17 protein-coding genes are annotated in these 19,849 nt (G+C 66.8%); 4 read left to right on the plus strand and 13 right to left on the minus strand.

Features of this window, described 5'->3' with window-relative positions; genetic code table 11:
• Nucleotides 1-70 precede the first annotated feature (70 nt).
• From CYR75_RS11470 to CYR75_RS11510, 9 genes are all read right to left on the minus strand, one after another.
• Nucleotides 71-1,282: a cysteine desulfurase gene (locus tag CYR75_RS11470; protein ID WP_101500158.1), complete on the minus strand. Its 1,212-nt coding sequence runs from the start codon at nt 1,280-1,282 to the stop codon at nt 71-73.
• A gap of 3 nt (nt 1,283-1,285) precedes the next feature.
• A complete protein-coding gene (locus CYR75_RS11475) occupies nt 1,286-1,879 on the minus strand; it encodes a Yip1 family protein (RefSeq protein WP_101500159.1) in 594 nt (197 codons plus the stop codon).
• Nucleotides 1,876-2,382 (minus strand): hypothetical protein, encoded by a 507-nt coding sequence (locus CYR75_RS11480; RefSeq protein WP_225972705.1) that lies wholly within the window; start codon nt 2,380-2,382, stop codon nt 1,876-1,878. The genes CYR75_RS11475 and CYR75_RS11480 overlap by 4 nt, the downstream gene beginning before the upstream one ends.
• Nucleotides 2,361-3,677: a SufB/SufD family protein gene (locus tag CYR75_RS11485; RefSeq protein ID WP_101500161.1), complete on the minus strand. Its 1,317-nt coding sequence runs from the start codon at nt 3,675-3,677 to the stop codon at nt 2,361-2,363. Before CYR75_RS11485 ends, CYR75_RS11480 begins: the two co-directional genes overlap by 22 nt.
• Complete coding sequence (sufC, locus tag CYR75_RS11490) at nt 3,677-4,432, minus strand: Fe-S cluster assembly ATPase SufC (RefSeq protein WP_101501018.1); 756 nt, start codon at nt 4,430-4,432, stop codon at nt 3,677-3,679. Before sufC ends, CYR75_RS11485 begins: the two co-directional genes overlap by 1 nt.
• A 22-nt stretch (nt 4,433-4,454) precedes the next feature.
• A complete protein-coding gene (locus tag CYR75_RS11495) occupies nt 4,455-5,078 on the minus strand; it encodes an SAM-dependent methyltransferase (protein WP_225972706.1) in 624 nt (207 codons plus the stop codon).
• 149 nt (nt 5,079-5,227) lie between these two features.
• A complete protein-coding gene (gene sufB, locus CYR75_RS11500; RefSeq protein WP_101500162.1) occupies nt 5,228-6,748 on the minus strand; it encodes a Fe-S cluster assembly protein SufB in 1,521 nt (506 codons plus the stop codon).
• Between the two features lie 12 nt (nt 6,749-6,760).
• Nucleotides 6,761-7,819 (minus strand): cysteine desulfurase family protein, encoded by a 1,059-nt coding sequence (locus CYR75_RS11505; protein WP_101500163.1) that lies wholly within the window; start codon nt 7,817-7,819, stop codon nt 6,761-6,763.
• Nucleotides 7,816-9,105 carry a bifunctional phosphopantothenoylcysteine decarboxylase/phosphopantothenate synthase gene (locus tag CYR75_RS11510; RefSeq protein ID WP_225972707.1) on the minus strand — a complete coding sequence of 430 codons (1,290 nt, stop codon included), beginning with the start codon at nt 9,103-9,105 and terminating at the stop codon, nt 7,816-7,818. The genes CYR75_RS11505 and CYR75_RS11510 overlap by 4 nt, the downstream gene beginning before the upstream one ends.
• Nucleotides 9,106-9,219: 114 nt before the next feature.
• Between CYR75_RS11510 and CYR75_RS11515 the strand changes: the two genes are divergently transcribed.
• Nucleotides 9,220-10,746, plus strand: coding sequence for a YifB family Mg chelatase-like AAA ATPase (locus CYR75_RS11515; protein ID WP_101500165.1), 1,527 nt, complete (start codon nt 9,220-9,222; stop codon nt 10,744-10,746).
• Between the two features lie 210 nt (nt 10,747-10,956).
• Here CYR75_RS11515 and gshB read toward each other — a convergent pair whose 3' ends face one another.
• From gshB to rsmI, 3 genes are all read right to left on the minus strand, one after another.
• A complete protein-coding gene (gshB, locus tag CYR75_RS11520) occupies nt 10,957-11,916 on the minus strand; it encodes a glutathione synthase (protein WP_101500166.1) in 960 nt (319 codons plus the stop codon).
• A 71-nt stretch (nt 11,917-11,987) separates the two neighbouring features.
• A complete protein-coding gene (locus CYR75_RS11525; protein WP_318778985.1) occupies nt 11,988-12,461 on the minus strand; it encodes a YraN family protein in 474 nt (157 codons plus the stop codon).
• A complete protein-coding gene (rsmI, locus tag CYR75_RS11530; RefSeq protein ID WP_101500167.1) occupies nt 12,461-13,354 on the minus strand; it encodes a 16S rRNA (cytidine(1402)-2'-O)-methyltransferase in 894 nt (297 codons plus the stop codon). The genes CYR75_RS11525 and rsmI overlap by 1 nt, the downstream gene beginning before the upstream one ends.
• A gap of 109 nt (nt 13,355-13,463) precedes the next feature.
• On the opposite strand from rsmI, the gene CYR75_RS11535 reads away from it, so the two are divergent.
• From CYR75_RS11535 to murJ, 3 genes are read left to right on the plus strand one after another with little or no spacing between them, the layout of a single operon-like run.
• Nucleotides 13,464-14,654 (plus strand): penicillin-binding protein activator, encoded by a 1,191-nt coding sequence (locus CYR75_RS11535; RefSeq protein WP_101500168.1) that lies wholly within the window; start codon nt 13,464-13,466, stop codon nt 14,652-14,654.
• 2 nt (nt 14,655-14,656) lie between these two features.
• Nucleotides 14,657-17,437 carry a [protein-PII] uridylyltransferase gene (locus tag CYR75_RS11540; RefSeq protein ID WP_225972708.1) on the plus strand — a complete coding sequence of 927 codons (2,781 nt, stop codon included), beginning with the start codon at nt 14,657-14,659 and terminating at the stop codon, nt 17,435-17,437.
• Between the two features lie 4 nt (nt 17,438-17,441).
• Nucleotides 17,442-18,968 (plus strand): murein biosynthesis integral membrane protein MurJ, encoded by a 1,527-nt coding sequence (gene murJ / locus CYR75_RS11545; RefSeq protein ID WP_101500169.1) that lies wholly within the window; start codon nt 17,442-17,444, stop codon nt 18,966-18,968.
• 9 nt (nt 18,969-18,977) lie between these two features.
• Here murJ and CYR75_RS11550 read toward each other — a convergent pair whose 3' ends face one another.
• Nucleotides 18,978-19,721, minus strand: coding sequence for a cytochrome c biogenesis CcdA family protein (locus CYR75_RS11550; RefSeq protein WP_101500170.1), 744 nt, complete (start codon nt 19,719-19,721; stop codon nt 18,978-18,980).
• Between the last annotated feature and the right edge of the window lie 128 nt (nt 19,722-19,849).

The raw sequence follows: 19,849 nt of genomic DNA on the forward strand, positions 1-19,849 counted from the left end.
CGGTATCCGGGGCCGCCGCAATGGGAAGCTGGCGAAAAAGGCGGGCTGACCATTGCGCCCGCGTGCGCCCTCAGGCGAAGAGTTCGCGGCTGAATTGCAGCCCATCGACCAGCGCATCGACCTCGGCCAGGGTGTTGTACATCCCGAAGCTGGCGCGGGCGGTGGCGGTGACGCCCAGAAAATCCATCAGCGGCATGGCGCAATGACTTCCGGCGCGGACCGCGATGCCGCGCTTGTCGAGAATCGTTGCGATGTCATGGGCATGGGCGCCCTGCATGGTGAAGGAAAAGATCGCCCCCTTATCCGGCGCGTCGCCCTGAACCTGCAGCCAGTTCAGATCGCGCAGCCGGTCGCGGGCGTGGTCGCGCAAGGCGCGCTCGTGCGCGGCGATGTTCGCCATCCCCAGGCCCATCAGATATTCCAGCGCCACGCCCAGACCGATCTGGTTGACGATGCCGGGGGTCCCGGCCTCGAACCGCAGGGGCGGGTCGGCATAATCGACGGCGTCGCGGGTCACGGTGCGGATCATGTCGCCGCCGCCCATGAAGGGGCGCATCTCGGCCTGACGCGCGCGGCTGATCCAGATCGCGCCCGACCCCGACGGCCCGTAAAGCTTGTGCCCGGTCACGCAGTAGAAATCGGCGCCGATCACCGCCAGATCGACGGGCATGTGAACCGCCGCCTGACTGCCATCGACCAGTAGCGGCACATCTGTCCCACGCGCCACGGCCGCCACATCGACCACGGTGCCGGTGACGTTCGACATATGGGTCAGCGCGATCAGCCGGGTGCGCGGGCCGACCGCATCCAGCACCTTTTGCGCGGGCAGGCTGCCATCGGCGTCCGGCTCGATCCATTTCAGCACCACGCCCTGCCGCTCTCGCAGGAAGTGCCAGGGCACGATATTGGCGTGGTGTTCCAGCACCGACAGCACGATCTCGTCCCCCGCCTGCAGGCGCGGCGCAGCCCAGCCATAGCTCACCAGATTGATCGCCTCGGTCGCGCCCGAGGCGAAGACGATCTCATCCTCGTGCGGGGCGTTCAGGAAGCGCGCGATGATCCCGCGCACGGCCTCGTAACGCTCGGTCGAGAGGTTGGAGAGATAATGCAACCCCCGGTGAACATTGGCGTATTCGTCCTGATAGGCGCGGGTGATGGCGTCGATCACGACCTGCGGTTTCTGCGCGCTCGCCCCGTTGTCCAGATAGACCAGAGGCCGGTTGTTCACCTGCCGCGACAGGATCGGAAAGTCGGCGCGAACGCGGTCGATGTCGAAGCTCATGTCTCAGGTTCCAGCACTAGGATCGGGCAGCACGCCAAGCGCACCGGCCAGCACGCTGAGAAACATCAGCGTCATCAGCCCGGTCGCCAGCATGCCCAGAAAAACCAGGCCCGCACTGGAAAACCCGTGCAGCGCCTTGATCAGTTGAACGCTCATCCACATCACCGCTAGCACTGCGATCAGCCCCAAGACGCTGCCGCCAAGGGGGAACAGCAGCATGATCAGCAGTTGCACCACCTGCGCGACCAGCAGCACGGTTTCCAGCCACATCACCACCAGCAGCGAGGTGCCAAAGCTGCCGCGCCCGCCAAAGGCCCGGCCCACCGTCGCAATCAGCCATGCCGCCAGCGCGATGCCCACGAACTGCAGCGCGGCGCGGGGGATGGGCGCGATCTCGGGCAGGTTCATGCCGCCATCGCCCAGGAAGGGGAAGGCGCGCATCACCAGCGTCGCCATGATCGACGACAGCGAGACCAGCACGACCAGCGCCATCCACCGGGCCGAGACCGGCAGGTTCAGCCCGTGCAACTGGCGCAGCGCCAGTTCCGGCTGGCGCAGGCTGTTGCGGAGAAGTTGAAGAAATCCGTCGAAATTCATGCGGCCCTCGACAGGGCGCGCAGTCCGGCGGCCCAGATGAACAGAAATCCCACGCCGGCGAGCAGCCGGGTGGCGAACAGGGCCGTGCCGGGGCCGATCAGCCCCTCGACCAGACCGGACAGCAGCATCGCGGGCGCAATCGCCAGCAGCGCCCAGAACAGCGCCAGACGCGAATCGGGGCCGCTCAGCCGCGATCCGGTCAGCCCGGCCACGGCGGCGACCAGCCAGGCCGCCGCATAGGCCAGCAGCGGCATCACGAAAATCACCGCCATGACCGCCCCCGCCATGCGCCCGCCAAGCGGCACCGAAGGGTCGAGCGCGGCCGCGCGGGCATGGCCCGGCGCCTGCGCGATCAGGAAAATCAGCATCGCGCCCATCAGCAGGGCGACCAGCGTGCCCTCGCCCAATGGCGACAGCTCGCGCACGACCTGTCCCGGCCTGCGCCAGCTGGCCAGGATTCGCGGCGCGATGCCGGGGCGGCTCATGCGTGCCGGGTCAGCCATGCGTCCAGACGTTCGCTGATCTGTTCGCGCAGGGTCTCATCCTCGATCTCGGCCAGGGCGTCGGCCAGGAAGGACAGCACCATCAGCACGATGGCCCGCGCGCGCGGCAACCCGCGCGAGCGCATGTAGAACAGCATCGTCTCGTCGATGGCACCGGTGGTCGAGCCGTGGCTGCACTTCACGTCATCGGCATAGATCTCAAGCTCGGGCTTGCCCAGAAACTGGCTGTTTTCGTCCAGCAGCAGCGCTTGGCTGATCTGATAGCCGTCGGTTTTCTGCGCGCCGGATTCGACAAGGATCTTGCCCTGAAACACGCCGCGAGCACCGTTCTTCAGCACCTTCTTGTAGACCTGACGCGATTCGCAGCGCTCGCCGGCATGGGTGATGAACACCGTGTCGTCATGGTGGAAATCGCCGCGATTGGCGTCGCCCAGCACGGCGGCCGCGACATGGGCCACGGCGTCGTCGCCAAGGATGTCCAGCACGGTTTCATAGCGCATCATGGTGCCGTTGACCGACAGCGCAAAGGATTTGAAATGCGCCTCGGTCGCGATGCGGGCGAAGATGCCGCCCCAGCTGTGCTTTTCATGCCCGGCGCGCTTGGCGCTGACATGGTGAAAGCGGGCCTGCGGGGCCAGATCGACCTCGATCATGTGGTTCGAGCGCGCGCCGCTCATCCCGGTTTCCAGCAGCGTCATTTCCGCGCCGGTCTCCAGACGGATGACATGGTGGAAATAGACATCGGCCGTGTCGTCGCGGCGGCGATAGATCAGATGGACCGGGCGCGTGGGCTTGCCGGTGACGCGGATCAGCACGCCTTCGCGCGCGGCCGCGGTGTTCAGCGCCGCCATCGGGCGGGGCACGCGCTTCTGGCTTTCCGCCTCGAGCGTGCCAAACAGGTCCGCGGCCCAGTGATCGGCCTGATCCTCGGCCGCGCGCAGGGTCGAGATTTCGATCCCCTCAAGGCTCAGATCGTCCGATTCGGCCGCGTCGAACACGCCATCGACAAAGACCAGCTTCAGCCGGTCGAGATCCTCGAACAGCGGGCGGTCGGGGCCGGGACCGGCGACGGGCAGCGGCGCGGGGCTTGCGGCGTTGAAGCTGGTCGGGTCGGTATAGCGCCAGTATTCGTCGCGCCGACCGGGCAGGCCCTGCTTGCGCAGGCGTTCCAGCGCGGCGGCCCGTGCCTTGGCGGTGAACCCACCCCGCGGCAGGTCGAGCGCGTCCAGACGCGCCTCTAGCAGCCGATCCGCGTTGGCGTCGCGCGGTCGGGTCAAAGCAGCCAGCGCCGTCATCAACTCACCTCCGCCAGAAGATCGGCATAGCCGTTCTGCTCGACCTCGAGCGCCAGTTCCGGCCCGCCCGATTTCACGATCCGCCCACCGGCCATGATATGCACGACGTCCGGTTTGATGTGGTCCAGCAGGCGTTGATAATGGGTGATGACCAGAAAGCTGCGCTCGGGGCTGCGCAAGGCGTTCACCCCGTCCGCAACCAGCCGCATCGCGTCCACATCAAGTCCCGAATCGGTTTCGTCCAGGATGCACATGCGCGGTTCGAGCATGGCCATCTGCAGGATTTCGTTACGTTTTTTCTCACCGCCCGAGAAGCCGACATTGACCGGCCGCTTCAGCATGTCGGCGTCGATGTTCAGCGCCTTGGCCTTTTCGCGGATCAGCTTGAGGAACTCTGCCGCCGACAATTCCTCCTCGCCGCGCGCCTTGCGCTGTGCGTTCAGCGCGGTGCGCAGAAAAGTCATGTTGCCGACGCCGGGGATCTCGACCGGGTATTGAAAGGCCAGAAACAGCCCGGCCGCCGCCCGCTGCTCGGGCTCGAGGCTGAGCAGATCGACGCCGTCCAGCGTCGCCGTGCCCTCGGTCACCTCGTAACCGCCGCGCCCCGACAGCACATAAGAGGTCGTCGACTTGCCCGAGCCGTTCGGGCCCATGATCGCGTGCACCTCTCCGGCCGGGATTTCCAGCGTCACCCCTTTCAGGATCTGCTTGTCCTGATCTTCCAGTTCTGCGTGCAGGTTTTCGATTTTCAGCATGTTCGTTCCCATCTCGAAGTGTTCAGCGCGGATCGGCATAGCTGCCGGCCACCCGCGTCATCAGTTGCGGCGGTATTGTTCGTGGCGTCAGCTCGAACACCGCCATGCGCCCTGCCATCTTGGACAGGGGGCAGATTTCCTCGACCCAGTGGTACTCGGGCCGAACCCCGTAATCATCGAACAGCAGCGTCACCGGCGCCGTGATCCGCGTAGCCGCGGCGACAAAGCAGGCCGTGCGGAAGCGTCCGTCGATCAGGATCAGGTCTGGGTGAGCGAACCCGTCCACATCCCAGATCTCGTGCGGATAGCGGTGATAGGTCTTGAACCCGCTGTGATCGAGCGGCCGCCCCCAAGCCTGCGTGGCGCCGATATCCGCGTGATGGACATGGAAGCGGTCCGGCGAGAACTCATTCGCCAGCTCTTCCCTGATGTTGTTCGCCCAGTCCCGGTCGCTTTCCACCGAAAACACCCGCCCTGCCCCCAGCCGCAGCGCCTCGAAGGTCGAGCCGCCGCTGCCATATTCCAGCACCGTCATCCCCTCGCGGATATGCGCGCGGAAGCAGGCGGCCTCGGCCTCTGGCAGGGTCAGGGTAAAGGCCGGCGGGTTCTCGGCCGGGACGGTCGGGGTCTCGTGAACGTCCATCATGGCGAAATCCGCGCCAAGCCAGTGCCGCCCGCTGCGGGCGAGGACGTCTGTCCCGCGCCCAAGGCGCGAGATCCCCCGGCCCGGAGGCAGGGGGATGTCACGTGAGACAAGATCGCGAGATCGGGCAAGCTGGTTCTCCTGGACGATGTTTAACCGACGGAACCTTCCAGCGAGATCGCGACCAGCGATTGCGCCTCCATCGCGAATTCCATCGGCAGGGCCTGCAGCACCTCGCGGCAGAAGCCGTTGACGACCAGCGCCACCGCTTCCTCTTCATCCATGCCCCGGCTGCGGCAATAGAACAGCTGATCGTCATCGACCTTCGAGGTCGTGGCCTCGTGCTCGACCCGGCTGCTGCTGTTGCGCACCTCGATATAGGGGACGGTATGCGCGCCGCATTTGTCGCCGATCAGCAGGCTGTCGCATTGCGTATAGTTGCGGCTGTCTGTGGCGCGAGGGTGCATGGACACCAGCCCGCGATAGGTGTTCTGCGCGCGGCCCGCCGAGATGCCCTTGGACACGATGCGCGAGCGCGTGTTCTTGCCCAGATGGACCATCTTGGTGCCGGTATCGGCTTGCTGCATGTTGTTGGTGATGGCGATGGAATAGAACTCGCCCTGGCTTTCGTCGCCGCGCAGGATGCAGGACGGGTATTTCCAGGTGATCGCGCTGCCGGTTTCGACCTGCGTCCACATCACCTTGGCGCGGGCCTCGCGGCAGTCCGCGCGCTTGGTGACAAAGTTGTAGATCCCGCCCTTGCCTTCCTCGTCGCCGGGGAACCAGTTCTGGACGGTGGAATATTTCACCTCGGCGTCTTCCAGAACGACGATCTCGACGACCGCCGCGTGCAGCTGCGCGACGTCGCGCTTGGGCGCGGTGCAGCCTTCCAGATAGCTGACATGGCTGCCCTTGTCGGCGATGATCAGCGTGCGCTCGAACTGGCCGGTGTTTTCGGCGTTGATGCGGAAATAGGTCGACAGCTCCATCGGGCAGGTCACGCCCGGCGGGATATAGACAAAGCTGCCATCCGAGAACACGGCGCTGTTCAGCGTCGCGTAATAGTTATCGGATTGCGGCACCACGCTGCCCAGATATTTCTGCACCAGCTCGGGATGTTTGCGGATCGCCTCGCTGATCGAGCAGAAGATGACGCCGGCCTTGGCCAGCTCGTCCTGGAAGGTCGTCCCAAGGCTGACCGAATCGAACACCGCATCGACCGCGACGCGGCGGCCATCGGCGGGGGTCGCCTCGGCGCCCTCGACCCCGGCCAGGATCATCTGTTCCTGCAGCGGGATGCCCAGCTTTTCATAGGTGGCGAGCAGCTTGGGGTCGACCTCGTCCAGCGATTTCGGCTTGACCGCCATGCTTTTCGGGCGGGCATAGTAATACTGGTCCTGAAAGTCGATCTTGGGATAGTTCAGCATCGCCCAGCTCGGCTCGGTCATGGTGACCCATCGGCGATAGGCGGCCAGCCGCCATTCCGTCATCCATTCGGGCTCTTCGTTCTTGCGGCTGATCAGGCGCACGATGTTCTCGGACAGGCCCTTGGGGGCATAGTCCATCTCGATCTCGGTTTCCCAGCCGTATTTATAGCTGCCCATGCTCGCGACGGTCTCGACCGTCTCGCGATCGACGCCTTCGCGCACTTCAAGATCGGTGTTCACGTTCATCATTTGTCCTTCCTATGCCCAAACCGCAGCCTGACCATTCCTGTCGCGCCAGCGTGAATACGCTTTTTCCCACGCATCCGCAAATCGGTTCACCTGATCGTCGCCCACCATCGGGCTGATCGAGATGCGGATCGCGGACTGCGCCAGCTCGTCATCGAAACCCATCGCCTGCAGCGTGCCACTGGCCCTGATCTTGCCCGACGAGCAGGCTGAACCCGCCGAGATCGCAAAGCCAGCCAAGTCCATCTGCATGACCTGGGTCTCACCTTTCCAGCCTGATGTAAGAAGACAGGTCGTGTTCGGCAAGCGCCGCGCGCCAATTCCGACAATTATTGTCGATTTCGCTGCGTCACGCAAGCGCGCCTCCAGCAGATCGCGGCGCTTTTCGGTCTGTTCCCACAGCCCCGCATCCAGATCGCGCAGGCTGGCGGTGGCGGCGGCGGCGAATCCCAGGGCGCCAATCAGGTTCTCGGTCCCGCCGCGCCGGCCCTGTTCCTGACCCCCGCCACGGATGCGGGCAGTGATATCGTGGCCCTTTTTCAGGATCAGCGCCCCGACGCCCTTTGGCCCGCCCAGCTTATGGGCGCTGACGAAACCGGCGGTGATGCCCAGCCAGTCGAAGGCCAGCGGGATCTTGCCAAAAGCCTGCGTCAGATCGCTGGAGGCCAGCCCCTGCGGCAGATCCTGAATGACGCCGGTCTCGTTATTGGCCAGTTGCAGCGTCGCCCGCACCGGGTCGGGGACAGTCACGATGCCGTGCCGGTCGACCGTCAGGCTCTCCTCGCACCACGCCTTCACCGCGCTGTGCTCGACGGGGGCGCAGGCAATATCCTGCCCGGCCAGCACCATCGCCGCCGCCTCGGTCGCGCCCGAGGTAAAGACCACATCCGCCGCCTCGGCCCCCAGCGCGGTGGCGAGTTCCTCGCGCGCGCGCTCCAGCGCCATCTTGGCCGCCCGCCCCTCGGCATGGACCGAGGACGGATTGCCGGTCAGGTCCATCGCCGCCAGCATTGCCGCCCGCGCCTCGGGGCGCAGCGGCGTGGTGGCGTTCCAGTCCAGATAATCTCTCATGCCAATGCCTCTGCGATGCGCCCGGCCAGCTTGCGGGCGACCTCTTCTTTGCTCATCCGGGGCCACGCCTCGGCCCCGCTTTCCGAAATCAGCGTCACCGTGTTGTCGGCCCCGCCAAAGGTGCCGCTGCCGGTCGAGACGTCGTTCGCCACGATCCAGTCGCAGCCCTTGCGGCGGCGCTTGGCGGTGGCGTTGTCGACCACGGCGTCGGTTTCGGCGGCGAAGCCCACGACCAGACGCGGACGGTCCGGGCCGCTGCGGCTGACCCAGGCGAGGATGTCCGGGTTCTCGGTGAATTCCAGCACCGGCATCCGGCCCGAACCGTCCTTTTTCATCTTCCGGTCGGCCTCGTTGGCGACCTTCCAATCGGCCACCGCCGCCGCCATGACGGCGGCATCGGCGGGCAGCGCGGCCTCGACCGCGTCCCGCATCTGGCGCGCGGTCTCGACCCGGATCACCTCGACGCCGTTCGGCGCGGCAACCTCGGCCGGGCCGGTGATAAAGCTGACCCGCGCCCCCAGATCGCGCAGCGCCGCGGCAATGGCCGTCCCCTGCGCCCCCGAGGAGCGGTTGCTGATGAAACGCACCGGGTCGATCGGTTCCTGCGTCGGCCCCGAGGTCACGACCACATGCCGCCCGCTCAGCGGCCCGACCTTGATCTCTGGCCCCAGCCGCAAGGGCGCGGGGCGCGCGGCATCGTCGCGGGCGGCTATCGGTTTCGAGGGCGGCGCAAGGCTCAGCGCCTCGCGGATCGCCTCGACGATTGCCTCGGGTTCCGCCGCCCGGCCGGGCCCGTATTCGCCGCAGGCCATGTCGCCGTCATCCGGCCCCACCACCAGCACCCCGTCGCCCTGCAGCGTCGCCAGATTGCGCTGCGTCGCCGGATGCTGCCACATCCGCACGTTCATGGCGGGCGCAATCAGCACCCGCTTGTCGGTCGCCATCAGCAGGGTCGAGGCCAGATCGTCGGCATGACCATTGGCCATCTTGGCCATCAGATCGGCCGTCGCCGGCGCGACCACCACCAGATCGGCGTCGCGCGACAGCTGGATATGGCCCATCTCGGCCTCGCGCGTCAGGTCGAAAAGGTCGCGGTGAACCGGCTGCGCCGCCAGCGCCGCCGCCGACAGCGGCGTCACGAACTGCTCGGCCGCGCGGGTCAGCACCGGCACCACCTCGGCCCCCAGCCGTCGCAGCTCGCGGATCAGCATCAGCGATTTATAGGCCGCGATCCCGCCGCCAATGATCAGAAGAATCCGGCTGCCCTGCATTCGCGCCCCCATCATGCTGCCCTTCGCAGATATGCGACTGGCCCGGCCACGGCAAGGAAGCGATGCCCGGTCCCGGTTAACCGCCCGTTAACCAATGCCGCGCTAGCGTGCGGCGAAACGGGGTAGAGTATGGTCGCAATCGCATATTCGGTCGCCTTTCAGGGGATCGAGGGCCGCCTGGTCGAGGTGCAGAGCGCGGTCAGCGACGGCCTGCCCGGCTTTACCATCGTCGGCCTGCCCGACAAGGCGGTGTCCGAGGCCCGCGAGCGCGTCCGCGCAGCCTTCGGCGCACTCGCCATCGCGCTGCCCTCGCGCAAGATCACGGTGAACCTCTCGCCCGCCGATCTGCCAAAGGAAGGTTCGCATTTCGACCTGCCCATCGCGCTGTCCGTGCTGGCGGCGCTGGAGCTGCTGCCCGCCGAATCGCTGGAGGGCGTGGTGTCGCTGGGCGAGCTGGCGCTGGACGGGCGACTGGCCCCCGTCACCGGCGCCTTGCCCGCCGCCATGACCTCGGCCGAGGATGGACGCGCGCTGATCTGCCCCGCCGCCTGCGGCGCCGAGGCGGCATGGGTGGGCAGCGTCCCGGTCTTTGCCGCAAGCCATCTGCGCCAGGTCCTCGACCATCTGGCCGAACGCGCACCCCTGACCCCGGCGCTTCCGGGTCAGGTCGCCGCGCCCCCACGCCCCGGCGATCTGCGAGACGTGCGCGGGCAGGAACGCGCCAAGCGGGCTCTGGAAATCGCCGCCGCGGGACGCCACCATCTGATGATGATCGGCCCGCCCGGCGCCGGCAAATCCATGCTCGCCTCGCGGCTGCCGGGCCTGATGCCGGAACTGAGCCCGGCCGAGGCGCTGGAGACCTCGATGGTCCATTCGCTGGCCGGGCTGCTGGAAAACGGCGGCATCCCGCGTCAGCCGCCCTTCCGCGACCCGCACCACACCGCCTCGATGGCCGCCATCGTGGGCGGCGGACGGGGCGCGCGTCCGGGCGAGATCAGCCTCGCGCATAACGGCGTGCTGTTCATGGACGAGTTTCCCGAGTTCTCGCGCCAGGTGCTGGACACGCTACGCCAGCCCATCGAAACCGGCGAGGTCGTCGTCGCCCGCGCCAACGCCCATATCCGCTACCCCTGCCGCTTCCTGCTGGTGGCGGCGGCGAACCCCTGCCGCTGCGGTCACCTCGCCGACCCCTCGCGGGCCTGCGCGCGGGTGCCGGTCTGCGGTCAGGATTATCTGGGCCGCGTTTCAGGGCCGCTGATGGACCGATTCGACCTGCGGCTGGAACTGCCGGCGGTGGGAATGGTCGATCTCGACCTGCCGCCCGCAGGTGAGACGACCGCCGAGGTCGCCGCACGCGTCGCCGCCGCGCATCGCGTGCAGCTAAAGCGATTCTCGGGGCTGACCGAGGGCAGACGCGTGTTGCGAACCAATTCCGACGCCCCCCCGCCGCTGCTGGAACAGATCGCCGCCCCGGATGCCGACGGGCGAGAGCTGATCCGCCGCGCCGCCGACCGCCTCGGCCTGACCGCCCGAGGCTATCACCGCATCCTGCGCACCGCCCGCACCATCGCCGACCTCGCCGAGAGCGACAAGGTCCACAGCGACCACCTCGCCGAGGCGATCAGCTTTCGGCTGCCGTTCCTGCCGGGTGGGTGAGGGGTGGTCAAGGCCGTGGAGTTTCTCGGTGGTGTTTGAAGCCGCACATGCGACGCTGAGCACGGGCATAGCCGCCGGATCTCGACACGCTGCGCATGCCCATCGACGACGGGGACATAATGGCCGACGAGCGGGGGGCGAAGATTCGGAATTAAAACGGAATCCGGCTGACCGGCCCGGCCCGCTTCGACTTCACCTCGGCCCTCGTCTTCAGTCTCGGATTCGGCGCTTCTCCAGCCGCGCCTCGATCGCGTCCCAGATCAGCGCAGCCGCGTTGATCCCGTCGAACCGTTCCAGTTCCAGCAGCCCGGTGGGTGAGGTGACGTTGATCTCGGTCAGCCAGCCGTCGATCACGTCGATGCCGGTGAACAGCAGGCCTTTTTCGCGCAGCGTCGGCCCGATGATCTCGCAGATCTCATGCTCGCGCTCGGTCAACTGAGTCTTTTCGGGCCGCCCGCCGACATGCATGTTCGACCGCGCCTCACCCGCGGCCGGAACGCGGTTGATCGCGCCGACAGCCTCGCCGTCGACCAGAATGATCCGCTTGTCGCCCTTGGATACCGCCGCCAGATAGCGCTGCACGATCACCGGCTCTCGGTTGACGCCGCCGAAGAACTCGATCAGCGCCGACAGGTTCGGGTCCTCGGGCCGCAGATGGAACACCGCCGCCCCGCCATTCCCGTAAAGCGGCTTGACGATGATGTCGCCGTGGCGGGCCCTGAACTCGCGGATCAGGTCGAGGTCGCGGGTGATCAGCGTCGCCGGCGTCAGCTCCGGAAAATCCAGAACCATCAGCTTTTCCGGGCAGTTCCGCACCCAGAACGGATCGTTGACGACCAGCACATCCTCGCTGACCCGGTCCAGAAGATGGGTCGAGGTGACATAGCCCATGTCAAAGGGCGGGTCCTGACGCAGCCAGACCACATCGAAGCGGCCGAGATCGACCGTCTGCCACTCGCCGAAGTCGACATGATTGCCCTGCTCGGCCTTCAACGACACCGGCCGGCCCACGGCCTTCACCCGACCCTCATCATAGCTCAGCCGGTCGAAGGTATATTGAAACAGCCGGTGCCCCCGCGCCTGAGCCTCGATCCCGATGCGAAAGGTGCTGTCCGCATCGACCGAGACATGCTCGATGGGGTCCATCTGCAGGGCGACATTCAGGCTCATGGCGGCATCCTTTTGCTGGTTGCCGACTTGTCGGACGAACGGCGTCGCAGTTCAACCCGCTTCAGAGCTCGTCAATCCGCGCAGAAGGCGTTTTCGATGATCTGGACCCGGCCGAACTGATCCACCAGAGCCGCGTCGAGCCGCATGGCGGTCAACTGCCCGGTTGGCAGGCTGCCGCAATATTCGCAGGCCGCGAGGCAGATGCGGTCCATCTGCCGTCGATTCAATCGCAGCGCCGCCCGGTCGAAATCGCGCGCCGCCTTCACCTCGACAAAGACGTGGATGCCATCCTTGCGCAGGATGAGATCCACCTCTCCCGCCTTTCCGCGCCAGCGCGTCGCCAGCAAGTCATACCCCGCCTGCGTGTAGCGGTCGGCAACGGCCCCCTCGGCCAGCAGGCCGGATTGATAGGCGGTTCGCCCCCGCGCCTGCCGGTTCGCGGACGGCTTCCGGGTCTTGGGCACAGCCGGCAGTCGCTTTCGCGCGTCTGTCGGCAGGATCACCGGCATCACCGCCACCCTGTCGAAATCGAATGCCAGTTGCATCACCGTTCCCTTTCGATGGAGAGGCCCAGTTGATACGCCTCTCGCTTCGGTATCCCGTATCGTTCCGCCACCACCGCCGCCGCGTCGCGCAGAGACATCTCGTCAAGCAAGCCTCTCAGGGCGCTTTCCAGATCGCCCTCATCCACGACCGTGGCGCCGGCCCGGTCGATCAGCAACACGACCTCTCCCCGCAGCCCCGCCTGCGGAATTTGCTGCATGACCTCGCTGGCGGGACCGCGAAACACCTCTTCAAATTTCTTCGTCAGTTCCCTGCACACCACTGTAAGGCGATTCGGGTCAATCTCGCACAAAATTTCCAATGTTTGCTTAATGCGCCGCGGGCTTTCGAAGATAATGGCCGTCGCATCCGTCGCCATTAGCTTTTCCAGCCAGTCGCGCCTTGCTGCCTTGGGCTGGGGCGCGAAGCCGGCGAACAGAAAACGGTCGCTCGGCAGGCCCGCGACCGCCAGAGCGGCAAGGATGGCCGAGGGGCCGGGCACCGCGTGGACGCGGCCGCCCTGGCTGATGCAATGCCGCGCCAGCCGAAAGCCGGGATCGGCGACCAGCGGCGTTCCGGCCTCGGAGCAATAGGCGACGGACTGTCCCGCCTCGATCAGGGACAGCACCGTGTTCGCCTGCTGCTCTTCGTTATGGTCATGGATCGCGATGATCCGCCGGCCCTGCAGCGGGATGCCGTGGATGCTCAGCAGATGCCGCAGCGTCCGCGTATCCTCGGCCACCAGCACATCCGCCGCGTTCAGCACATCAAGCGCGCGCAGCGTGATGTCCCGCGCCGTCCCGATGGGGGTCGAGACGAGGTAGAGCCCGGGGTCGAGCGGCGTCGCCTCGATCCTCGCTGGCAGCACCTGGGGATGTCGGTCGAGGGGTGTCATCGGGGCGCTCCTGCGCTTGGGTGCCTCGCGTTGCCAAGGCGGGGGCGAATGAATAACCTGCAGCAACAGCCAGACTTGCCACAACTCGGGACATAGGGAAATCACCGTCATGCTCAGCTTTGCCAAGCGAATCACCCGCCGGGCGCTTCAGGTTGCAGGTGTCCTGGGGGTCGGCGCCGCCCTGGCCGCCTGTGCGCCCACCGGCCTCGGGCGCGCAGGGCCCGGCATCGGGCCGCAGATCGACCCCGCGCAGCCGGTTCAGGTCGCCTTGCTGGTCCCCGGCGACACCGGGAACGCCGATCTGGACTGGCTGGGCCGGTCGCTGGCGAACTCGGCCCGGATGGCGGCGGCGGATGCGCGCGGGGCGCGGATCGATCTGCGCGTCTACAAGACCACTCCGTCGGAAGCCTCGGCCGTCAGCACCGCCGAACAGGCCGCCGCCGAGGGCGCCAAGATCATCCTCGGGCCGCTGTTCGCGGAATCCGCCAATGCCGTCGGCAAGGCGGTGAAGGACAACAATCTCAACGTCCTCTCCTTCTCGAACAACCCCGACATCGCGGGCGGCAACGTCTATGTGCTGGGCAACACCTTCCAGAACGTCGCCGACCGGCTGGTCAGCTATGGTGTCCGGCAGGGGCTTCGCCGCTTCCTGATGATCTATGAAAACGATCCCGCCGGCCAGATCGGCGCGGGCGCCATCCAGAGCGCCATTGCGCGCAACGGCGCCACCCTGACCGGCCGCCAGCAGCACGCACTGTCGCAAGAGGGGATCGACGCCGTCATCCCGGCGATCAGCGCCGCTGCCAAATCTGGCCAGATCGACGCCATCTTCATGACCGCGAACCAGCAGGCGGTGCTGCCCTATCTGACCGACAAGCTCTATGCCGCGGGCGTCACCTCGCGCACGGCGCAGATGATGGGGCTGACCCGCTGGGACACGCCGGCGGCGCGTCTGCAACTGCCGGGCGTTCAGGGCGGCTGGTTTGCGCTGCCCGACACCGCGCTGCAGTCGCAGTTCACGGCGCGCTATCGCAGCGCCTATGGCGAGGCCCCGCACGAGCTGGGATCGCTGGGCTATGACGGGGTCGCGGCCATCGCGGCGCTGGTCGGGTCGGGCAACAAGAACGCGGTGAACACCGCCGGGCTGACCCGCTCGGCCGGGTTCTCGGGCGTCAATGGCGTCTTCCGGCTTCGCGCCAACGGCACCAATGAGCGCGGCATGGCCATCGCCACGATCAACAACGGCAGGGTCGTCGTCATCGATCCGGCCCCGCGCAGCTTCGGCGGGTTCGGCTTCTGATCTTGACCCCGGCCGAAGATAATCTGCCGCAAAGCGCCCCGGCCCTGCCCGGGGCGCATTCCATATTCGACCCCGACCGCTTTCTGCCCGCGCTCGATCAGCGCCTGTCGGGCCTGCCCGACGCCCGTGCCATCCGGGCCGAGACGGTGGCCACGCTGCAGGCCGCACGCGATGCGGCGCTGTCGGACATCGTCGCGGGCTTTGCCACCCATCCCCGCGCCGCGCGTGAAACCGTCCGCGCCATCGCCAGCCTGACCGACGCCGTCGTCATCGCCATCCACCACGTCGCCACCACGCAGCTGCATCCCAGCCAAAGCCCGACCGAGGCCGAACACCTGGCCGTGCTGGCCGTCGGCGGCTATGGGCGGGCGGAAATGGCGCCCCATTCCGACGTCGATCTGCTGTTTCTGACGCCTTACAAGACCTCGGCCTGGGCCGAGAGCGTCGTCGAATCCATGCTCTACATGATGTGGGACATGCGGCTGAAGGTGGGCCACTCCATCCGCAGCATCGACGATTGCCTGCGGCTGGGCGGGCAGGACATGACCATCCGCACCTCGCTGGTCGAACACCGCCTGATCGCGGGCGAGGCGGTGCTGGCCGAGGATCTGCGCGAAAGGCTGTGGTCGGACCTGTTCGCCGACACCATCCCTGAATTCATCGAGGCAAAGCTGGCCGAACGCGACGCCCGCCACAAGCGGCAGGGCGGGCAGCGCTATGTGCTGGAACCCAACGTCAAAGAGGGCAAGGGCGGGCTGCGGGACCTGCAGACGCTCTACTGGATCGCGAAATACATCCACCGGGTCGAGCGCGCCGCGCAGCTCGTCGATCTGGGGTTCTTCAGCCGCGACGAGCATCTGAACTTCTGGCAGGCCGAGGATTTCCTGTGGGCCGTGCGCTGCCACCTGCACCTGATCGCGGGGCGGCTGACCGATGTGCTCAGCTTCGACATGCAGGTCGAGGTGGCCCGGCGGATGGGGTATGAGGACCGCCCCGGCCGCCGCGCGGTCGAGCTGTTCATGCAGGATTACTTTCGCCACGCCACCCGCGTCGGCGACCTGACCCGGGTCTTTCTGACCGCGCTGGAACAGCACCACGTCTTTCAGCAACCGCTGCTGAACCGCATCTTTCGCCGCCGCCGCCGGCTGCGGCCGGGCTTTACCGAGCAGGCCGGACGGCTGGCCTATGAAGACCCCGAAACCGCGCTGAAAGACCCGCTGAACATCCTGCGCCTGTTCGAAGAGGCGCTGCGCACCGGCATCCTGATCCATGCCGACACCATGCGGCAGGTCGCCGCCAATCTGGACCTGATCGACGACCGCACCCGCGAGAACCCCGAGGCGGTGCGCATCTTCCTGGACCTGCTGCTGAAACACGGCAATCCCGAACGCGCCCTGCGGCGGATGAACGAGCTGGGCGTGCTGTCGGCCTTCATCCCGGAATTCGAACCCATCGTCGCGATGATGCAGTTCAACGTCTATCATCACTATACCGTCGACGAACACACCATCCAGTGCATCGCCGCCCTGTCGCAGATCGAGCAGGGGCAAGAGGCCGACGATCTGCCGATCTCCAGCCGCATCACCGCCGCGCCCCTGAACCGCCGCGTGCTGTATCTGGCGGTGCTGCTGCACGACATCGGCAAGGGCCGGCCCGAGGATCACTCGATCCTCGGCGCGCAGATCGCGCGGCGCGTCACCGGCCGCCTGGGCCTGCCCGCGGATGAGGTCGAGACGGTCGAATGGCTGGTCCGCAACCATCTGCTGATGTCGGACGTGGCGCAGAAACGCGACATCTCGGACCCGCGGACCATCCGCGACTTCGCCAAGGCGGTGAAATCGCGGCGGCGGCTGGATCTGCTGCTGGTGCTGACCGTCTGCGACATCCGCGGCGTCGGCCCCGGCACCTGGAACAACTGGAAGGCCGTGCTGCTGCGCCAGCTTTACGAACAGACCGTCACGGTGCTGGAAAACGGGATGGAGGCGCTGAGCCGCGATCAGCGGCGCGAGGACGCCAAGCGCTCGCTGCGCCATCTGCTGATCGCGCAGGGCTGGGACCCCAAGGCGATCCGCACCGAAACCGGCCGCCATTATGCGAATTACTGGCAAGGCCTGCCGACCGACACCCACGCCGTCTTTGCCCGGCTGCTGCGCGGTCTGGGCGATGACGAGATCCGCATCGACCTGCATCCCGACCCTGACCGCGACGCCACCCGCGCGGCCTTTGCGCTGGTCGATCATCCCGGCATCTTCTCGCGGCTGGCCGGGGCGCTGGCGCTGGTCGGGGCCAATGTCGTCGATGCGCGGACCTATACGTCGAAGGACGGCTTTGCGACGGCGGTGTTCTGGGTGCAGGATGCCGGCGGGCATCCCTATGACGTCGAGCGCCTGCCGCGCCTGCGCAAGATGATCGACCGCACGCTGAAGGGCGAGGTCGTCACCCGCGACGCCTTTGCCGACCGCGACCAGCTGAAGAAGCGCGAGCGGGCCTTCCGCTTTCCGACCCATGTCTCTTTCGACAATGACGGCAGCGACATCTATACCATCATCGAGGTCGACACCCGCGACCGTCCCGGCCTGCTGCATGACCTGACCCGGACGCTGGCCGCGAACCATGTCCAGATTGCAAGCGCGGTCATTGCGACTTATGGCGCGCAGGTGGTGGACACATTCTATGTCAAGGATGCGTTCGGGCTGAAGCTGCTTCAGCCGGCCCGCCGCGAGGCATTGGAACAGAAACTGCGGCAGGCGATCCGCGAAGGCGCAGAACGGGCAGGAGCGTAAGCCGATGAAGACTGGACTCGTGCGCGGCTTTCTGGCCGTGGGCAGCTGGACCTTTCTGTCCCGGCTGACCGGCTTTGTCCGCGACATGCTGATGTTCGCATGGCTGGGCACCGGCCCGGTCATGGACGCGTTTCAGGTCGCGCTGTCCCTGCCCAACATGTTCCGCCGCTTTTTCGCCGAAGGGGCGTTCAACACCGCCTTCGTGCCGCTGTTTTCCAAAAAGCTGGAAGGGGGCGACAAACCGCAGGCCTTTGCCCGCGATGCTTTCTCGGGCCTCGGCTTCGTGCTGATCCTGTTCTGCGCGGTGGCGCTGATCACCATGCCGCTTCTGGTGGTGGCGATGGCGGCGGGCTTCATCGGGGATGAGCGGTTCGCCCTTGCCGTGCAATATTCGCGCATCACCTTTCCCTATATCCTGCTCATCTCGCTCGCCTCGATGATCGGCGGGGTGCTGAACGCCAATGGCCGCTTCACGGCGGCGGCGGCGGCGCCGGTGCTGCTGAACCTGCTGTTCGTGGTGGCGATGCTGCTGGGCCGCTGGCAGGGCTGGGATCTGGGGCTGACGCTGGCCTGGGCCACGCCCATCACCGGGCTGGCGCAGCTTGGGCTGGTCTGGTGGGACGCGCATCGCACGGGGTGGAGCTTTCGGCCCACCATGCCGCGGCTGACGCCCGACATGCGGCGCCTTCTGACCATCGCCCTGCCCGCAGTCTTTGCCGGCGGCGTGGTGCAGGTGAACCTGCTGGTCGGCCGTCAGGTCGCCTCGCAATTCGAGGGGGCGATTTCCTGGCTCTCGGCCTCGGACCGGCTGTATCAACTCCCGCTGGGCGTGGTCGGGGCGGCGGTGGCGGTGGTGCTGCTGCCCGAACTGTCGCGCCGCCTGCGCGCCGGGGACGAGGCGGGCGGCCAGCAGGCGCTGTCCCGCGCGACCGAGTTCGGGCTGTTCCTGACCTTGCCCGCCGCATTTGCCATCGCGGTGATCGCCGGGCCGATGGTCTCGACCCTGTTCGAGCGGGGGCGTTTCGACGCCTTCGACACGCTGCAGACGTCGCGCGCGCTGGTCGTCTATGCGCTCGGCCTGCCGGCCTTTGTCATGCAGAAGATCCTGCAACCGCTCTATTTCGCGCGCGAGGATACGCGCACGCCGTTCCGATTCGCGCTGATCTCGATGCTGGTGAACGCCGTCGTGGCCTTTGGGCTGATGCCCTTTATCGGCTTTCTGGCCGCCGCGATCGGGACCACGGTAGCCAGCTGGTTCATGGTCGTGCAGCTTTGGTGGGGGACGCAGGACATGGGTCAGGCGACACGGTGGGATGCCCGTCTGCGCCGGGTCGCGCCGCGCATCGTGCTGTCTTCGGCGGTGATGGCGGGGGTGCTGTGGGTGCTGAACGGCTGGACCGACCGCGTGGGCATGGCCCGCCTGCCGGAACTGGCGCTGCTGGTGCTGGCCGGCGCCGGGGTCTATTTCCTGATCAGCTTTGCAGTGCGGGCGATCACGCTGGCCGATCTGCGCCGCAATGTGCGGCGCTAGGCGCAGCGATCAGCCCAGAGTGGCGAGGCCGGGAAAGGTTTCCAGCATCCAATAGGACAGGTCCGCCATGCGCCCGCTGACCAGCATCAGCCCCACGGCGATCAGCAGCACGCCCATCACCCGCTCGATCATCTTCATATGCGGCTTGATCCGGTTCATCAGCCCGATGGCGCGGTTGATGAAGATCGCCGACAACAGGAACGGGATGCCAAGGCCAAGCGCATAGACCGCCAGCAGCGCTGTCCCGCGCGTCGCATTGGCGTCGGTGGCGGCCAGCGACAGGATCGTGCCCAGCAGCGGCCCGATGCAGGGCGTCCAGCCAAAGGCAAAAGCCAGCCCCAGCACATAGGCGCCAACCGCCGAGCCGCCCTGATCGCCGGTTTCCAGCCGCGCTTCCCGGTCCATGATCGGGATGCGGAAGACATGCAGGAAATGCAGGCCCATGACGATCACCGCCACGCCCGCGATTCGCGCCAGCCAGGTCTGATAGTCAAGGAAGATGCGCCCGAAGGTCGAGGCGGCAAAGCCCATGATCAGGAACACCGTCGACAGCCCCAGCACGAACATCAGCGCGGCAGGCACCGCGCTGCGCTCGCCCGCCTTCAACCCGTTGACGCCGACCCCGGTCATATAGGCCAGATAGGGCGGCACGATGGGCAGCACGCAGGGCGACAGAAACGACACCACGCCGGCCAGCAGCGCAACAAGGGCAGCGGGCATGAAGGCCGCGTCTATCAGGTCAACTCCGAACATGGCGGGACACTAGCCCCGATCCGCGGCGCAAGGCCAGAGGACAGTCGGTCACAGTCGCGTTTGGAGAGGGCGCGGGCGGTCGAAACGCAAAAGGCCCCGCCAGTGTGGCGGGGCCTTGCCAGGGTCTG

The organism is Paracoccus jeotgali (assembly GCF_002865605.1).
In the GTDB taxonomy this organism is placed as follows: domain Bacteria; phylum Pseudomonadota; class Alphaproteobacteria; order Rhodobacterales; family Rhodobacteraceae; genus Paracoccus; species Paracoccus jeotgali.